Origin of the sequence: Streptomyces phytophilus, assembly GCF_013870535.1 — a bacterium.
Classification (GTDB): domain Bacteria; phylum Actinomycetota; class Actinomycetes; order Streptomycetales; family Streptomycetaceae; genus Streptomyces; species Streptomyces phytophilus.
Window position 1 is genome coordinate 1 of record NZ_JACBXC010000409.1, and the last position, 4,737, is coordinate 4,737.

General features: G+C 74.9%; 5 protein-coding genes. 2 read left to right on the top strand and 3 right to left on the bottom strand.

Translation table 11 applies throughout. The features are described from left to right. A partial coding sequence (locus tag H5J30_RS18015; protein ID WP_181788443.1) for a DJ-1/PfpI family protein occupies positions 1-669 on the top strand: 669 nt, incomplete at its 5' end. A 7-nt stretch (positions 670-676) separates the two neighbouring features. On the opposite strand, the gene H5J30_RS18020 is transcribed toward H5J30_RS18015, so the two are convergent. Further along, the gene (locus tag H5J30_RS18020) at positions 677-1,327 is read right to left on the bottom strand and encodes a response regulator (RefSeq protein WP_181788444.1); all 651 of its coding nucleotides are present in this window, start codon (positions 1,325-1,327) and stop codon (positions 677-679) included. Beyond that, a complete protein-coding gene (locus H5J30_RS18025) occupies positions 1,324-1,740 on the bottom strand; it encodes a hypothetical protein (RefSeq protein ID WP_181788445.1) in 417 nt (138 codons plus the stop codon). The genes H5J30_RS18020 and H5J30_RS18025 overlap by 4 nt, the downstream gene beginning before the upstream one ends. 1,023 nt (positions 1,741-2,763) lie before the next feature. Here H5J30_RS18025 and H5J30_RS18030 point away from each other — a divergent pair. Further along, positions 2,764-3,651, top strand: coding sequence for a prenyltransferase/squalene oxidase repeat-containing protein (locus tag H5J30_RS18030; RefSeq protein ID WP_181788446.1), 888 nt, complete (start codon positions 2,764-2,766; stop codon positions 3,649-3,651). A 16-nt stretch (positions 3,652-3,667) separates the two neighbouring features. On the opposite strand, the gene H5J30_RS18035 is transcribed toward H5J30_RS18030, so the two are convergent. Then, a complete protein-coding gene (locus H5J30_RS18035) occupies positions 3,668-4,639 on the bottom strand; it encodes a LysR family transcriptional regulator (RefSeq protein WP_181788447.1) in 972 nt (323 codons plus the stop codon). Positions 4,640-4,737 lie beyond the last annotated feature (98 nt).

Sequence of the window (4,737 nt, forward strand, 5' to 3'; positions counted from 1 at the left end):
AGCACCGCGCGGCGGACGGCGAACGGCCCGCGGATCGGGGTCCTGCTGTACGACGGCTTCAGCCTCCTCGACCCCACCGGCCCGGTCGAGGTCCTCTCCCGGCTGCCCGGCGCCGACGTCACGATGATCGCCGAACGCCGCGGCCCCGTCCGTACGGACACCGGACACACCGCCGTCACCGCCGACCGGTCGTTCGCCGAGACCGGCGACCTCGACGTGGTCCTCGTACCCGGCGCCGGCAACCGCGGCACCATCGCCGCCATGGAAAACCCGGCGATCCGCCGCTTCCTGCGCCGCGCCCACCGCCGCACCCGCTTCACCACCTCGGTGTGCACCGGCTCCCTCGTCCTCGGCGCCGCCGGCCTCCTCGGCACCCGCGCCACCACCTACTGGGCGTCCCGCGACTACCTGGAGACGACCTTCGGCGTCACCTACGTACCCGAACGCTACGTCCACGACGGCAAGGTGATCACCGCCGCCGGCGTCTCCGCGGGCATCGACATGTCCCTCTACCTGGCCGCCCTGCTCACCGACGAGCCGACGGCCCGCGCCGTCCAACTCGCCGTCGAGTACGACCCGCAGCCCCCGTACGACTCCGGCAACGCGGCCGACGCCAGCCCCGAACTGAAGGAACTGGCACTGCGCCTGCTCGCCCAGTCGCAGCAGTAGCGGCGGGTCACACCAGGCCCGTCTCGTGCGCGTAGATGACGGCCTGCGTGCGGTCCCGCAGCCCCAGCTTCGCGAGAACCGCCGCCACATGCGTCTTCACCGTCGACCGGCCGATGCCGAGGACCGCGGCGATCTCCGGATTGCTCAGCCCCCTCGCCACCTGCCGCAGCACCTCGCCCTCCCGGACCGTCAGCACATCCAGCCGGTCGTCCCGCGCCGCCCGCGGGACGACCGCACCCGACACGAACGCGTCGATCAGCCCCCGGACGACCGCGGGCGCGAGCAGCGCCTCACCGGCCGCGACCGTGCGGATCGCGTCCACCAGATCCTGCGGATAGCAGTCCTTCAGCAGAAAACCCGACGCGCCCGCACGCAGCGCCTCGAAGACGTCGTCGTCGCGCCGGAACGTCGTCAGGATCAACACCCGCGCCGGCGGCGCCGGCGCGGTCAACTCCCGCGTCGCGGCCAGCCCGTCCATACCCGGCATGCGGATGTCCATGAGCACCACGTCCGGCGCGGTCGTACGGGCCGGTCGCAGCGCCTCCGCGCCGTCGGCGGCCTCGCCGGCGACCACCAGATCCGGCTCGGCACCGATGACCGCCGCGAAGCCGGCCCGCACCACCGCCTGGTCGTCCACCACCAGCACCCGCACACTCATCCCCGCACCTCCGCCACCCCGCCCCCGGACGCGGCGGCGCCCGCACCCGCGTCCAACATGTCGAGCAACTCCCGCAGCGCCGCCAGCGCCCGGCGCGCCTCGCCCGCCACCTCGGCCAGCGCCGCGGCCTGCCCGACCCGGCCCGCGAGCCCCGACTCCGCCCCGCGCACCAGCCGCGCCGTGCACTCGGCCACCGCGCCCTGCAGCCCCGCCGCGACGCGCCGCCGCTCCGCGGCCACCGCCTCGCCGACCCGCGCCGCCACCGCGTCCAGCACCCGCCGCTCCGCGACGGCCCGCGGACCATCACCGTCGTCTACGCACCGGGCCCAGGCCCGGTCGACGTACCCGTCCCGGCGGGCACCGGCGGGCGGACCGAACGCTACGACATCATGGGCGCCCACCGCGGCACCCACGTCCGCACCACCGCCGGAACGGTCCGCATCGCCGCGACCCCCGACCCGTACTACCTGGTCAACGAGACACCCCACGTCCACACGGCACCGCCCCCCCCGGCCCTGCGCACCCGCGGCACCCCGCCGACCGCCGCCGAACACATCGTGCTCACCCAGCGCTTCGCCCCCGCCGACGCCGCACCCGGCAAAGCCGACGGCGACACCCTGCCGCAACTGGGCTACCGCCTCACCGCCACCACCCGCATGCACGTCGACGTCTACAACTTCGGCGACGCAACCCGCACCGTCACCCTCACCGCCCGCACCTTCGGCGGCTGGACGATCACCCCCGCAGGCGCCGCGGAGGCGACCGTGGAGCCCATGGGCCGCGCGCGCGTGGAATTCACGCTCACCGCGGGACCGCAGGTCCGGCGCGGCGTCGACTACCCCCCCCGCCTTCGCGGGCATCCTCGCCACGGACGCGGCGACCCTCCCGACGCCCGTCCCGCCCTCCGTCTCCCGCATCCAGTACGCGACCCGCCGCCGCCCGGGCCGCCCGGTACCCCTGGCGCCGCGCATCGACCGGCTCTCCCCGAAGAACGGCACCACGGCCACCGGCCCGCAGATCCGGCTCCGCGCCCGCATCACCGACCGCCTGGCGGACATCGAGGCAGGCGGCACCGAGGTCGAGGTCGACGGCCACCCCGTACCGCACCACTTCGACACCGCCACGGGCCGCCTCACCGCCACCCCGACGCTACGGCCCGGACGGCACACCGTACGCATCCGCGCGCGGAACACCGCGCACGCGGCGGCACTGGCGACGACGACGTTCACCATCCGCGGAACCCCCTGACCCCCGCACACGCCCCCACCGGGGCGGGGCACACCGGGGGACAGCGGGGGAGCGCCGCCGACCGGGGGAGCCGCGATCCGGCAAACGAGGCGGAGCACCACCCGCGGCCGTCCCCCGAACCGGTCCCGGCCCGCGGACACGTCCGAAACCTTCAAGACCACCCACCCCGCCGCTGCCATCGTGGGCCCATGACCGCAGACCTCCCCGCCGCCGCCTCGTTCATGGCCACCCACGCCCGGCTCCTCGACCGCCGCCGCTTCGAACTGCTCCTCGGCGACACCGACCCCGCCGCCGTACTCGCCGCCGTCGACGGCTACCGCAACCCCGACGGCGGCTACGGCTGGGGCCTGGAGCCCGACCTGCGCGCACCGGAGAGCCAGCCCGGCGGCGCACTCCACGCCTTCGAAGCGTTCGTGGACGCCGCCCCCGCCACCACCCCCCACGCCGCGCGGCTCTGCGACTGGCTCCTGGACACCACACTGCCCGACGGCGGCCTGCCCTTCGCACTACCCGTGGCGGACCCCGCCGGCTGCGCACCGTTCTGGACCCAGGCCGACCCCCGGGCCTCCACCCTGCAGAGCACCGCCTTCGCCGCCGGCACCGCCCTGCGGCTCGCCGCACACGACCCCGCCGTCGCCGCCCACCCCTGGCTGGCACGGGCCACGCGCTACTGCCTCGACGCCGTCGAAACCATCGGCGACAAACCGCACGCCATCGAACTGTCCTTCGCCATCCGCTTCCTCGACGCCGCCGCCGACACCCGCCCGCAGGCCGCCGCCCTCCTGGAACGCCTGCGCCCACTCATCCCCGACGACGGCGTACTGCCCGTCGAGGGCGGCACCGAAGGCGAGGCCATCCGGCCGCTCGACGTCGCCCCCGAACCCGGCCGCCCCGCCCGCACCCTCTACGCCCCCGAGACCATCGACGCCGAACTGCGCCGACTCGCCGCAGAACAACAGGAAGACGGCGGCTGGACCGTCGACTTCGGCTCGTTCTCACCCGCCGCCGCACTGGAATGGCGCGGCTACCGCACGGTCGGCGCCGTCGCCGTACTCAAACGGAATTCCCTGCTCTGAGCCGCCCCGCCCGGACTCAGCCGCGCGCGACCACCGGCTCCGGCACGGCACGCGCCGGCCCCGGCACCCGCGGAACGTCCGCCCCGGGCGCCCTCTCGGCCGCCGCCGCCAGCGTGTCCACCGCCGACTTCACGAAGGCCCGCACCAGCGGCGTCTCGTGCGCCGTACGCCAGATCAGCCCCCACACACCCATCGGCTGCTCCACGATCGGCACATACGCGATACCCGGCCGCGGGAAGTGCCGCGCCGCCTCACCCTGCACCACGCACACCGCATCCCCGGCCGCCACCACCGCCTGCGCCTCCTGGAACGTGGCGATCTTCGGCCCGTCCGCGGGAATCGGCCGCCCCGACGGCGTACGCGCCGGCATCAGCGCCTCCATCCAGTACGCCGGAACCGGACTCACCGGCTGCGGAAACACGCAGTCCGCGAGGTCCTCCAGGCTCACCGAACCGCGCGCCGCGAACGGGTGCCCCTCGGCGACCATCAGCACATGCGGCTCACGGGCCAGCACCGGCCCCACCGTCAGATCCGGCTCCCGCACCGGAAGCCAGGTGACCTCCAGATCCACCTCGCCCGCCCGCAGCATCCCGAACGGATCGCTGAAGACCACCTCGCGGAAACGCAGCTCGACACCCGGGTAGCGATCCTTGAAGCGCGCCAGGATCGACGCCTGGTCGAACGCCTGGGCGCACATCAGCCCCAGCGTCAGCACCCCCGTCGTCCCCCGGGCCGCCGCGGCGGCCGAGTCGATACCGTCCTGGATCCGCCGGTAGCCCGCCCGCAGATCACCGTGGAGCTGCGCCCCGATGGCCGTCAGCTCCACCCGGCGGCTGGTGCGCTCGAACAGCGGCGCCCCAATGCGGCGCTCCTGCTTGGCGATCGACTGGCTCACACGGGCCTGCGAGACGTGCAACCGCTCCGCGGTACGGCCGAAGTGCAACTCCTCGGCGAGCGCGAGGAAGATCTCTATGTCCCGCAGCTCCATCCCGCACCCCCGTATCGCCTGGCCATGGCCGGAAACCGGCACCGTCCCGGGAGCGTATCCCGCCTGCCCCGCCCCCGTCACCCTCAGGCCGCCGCCCC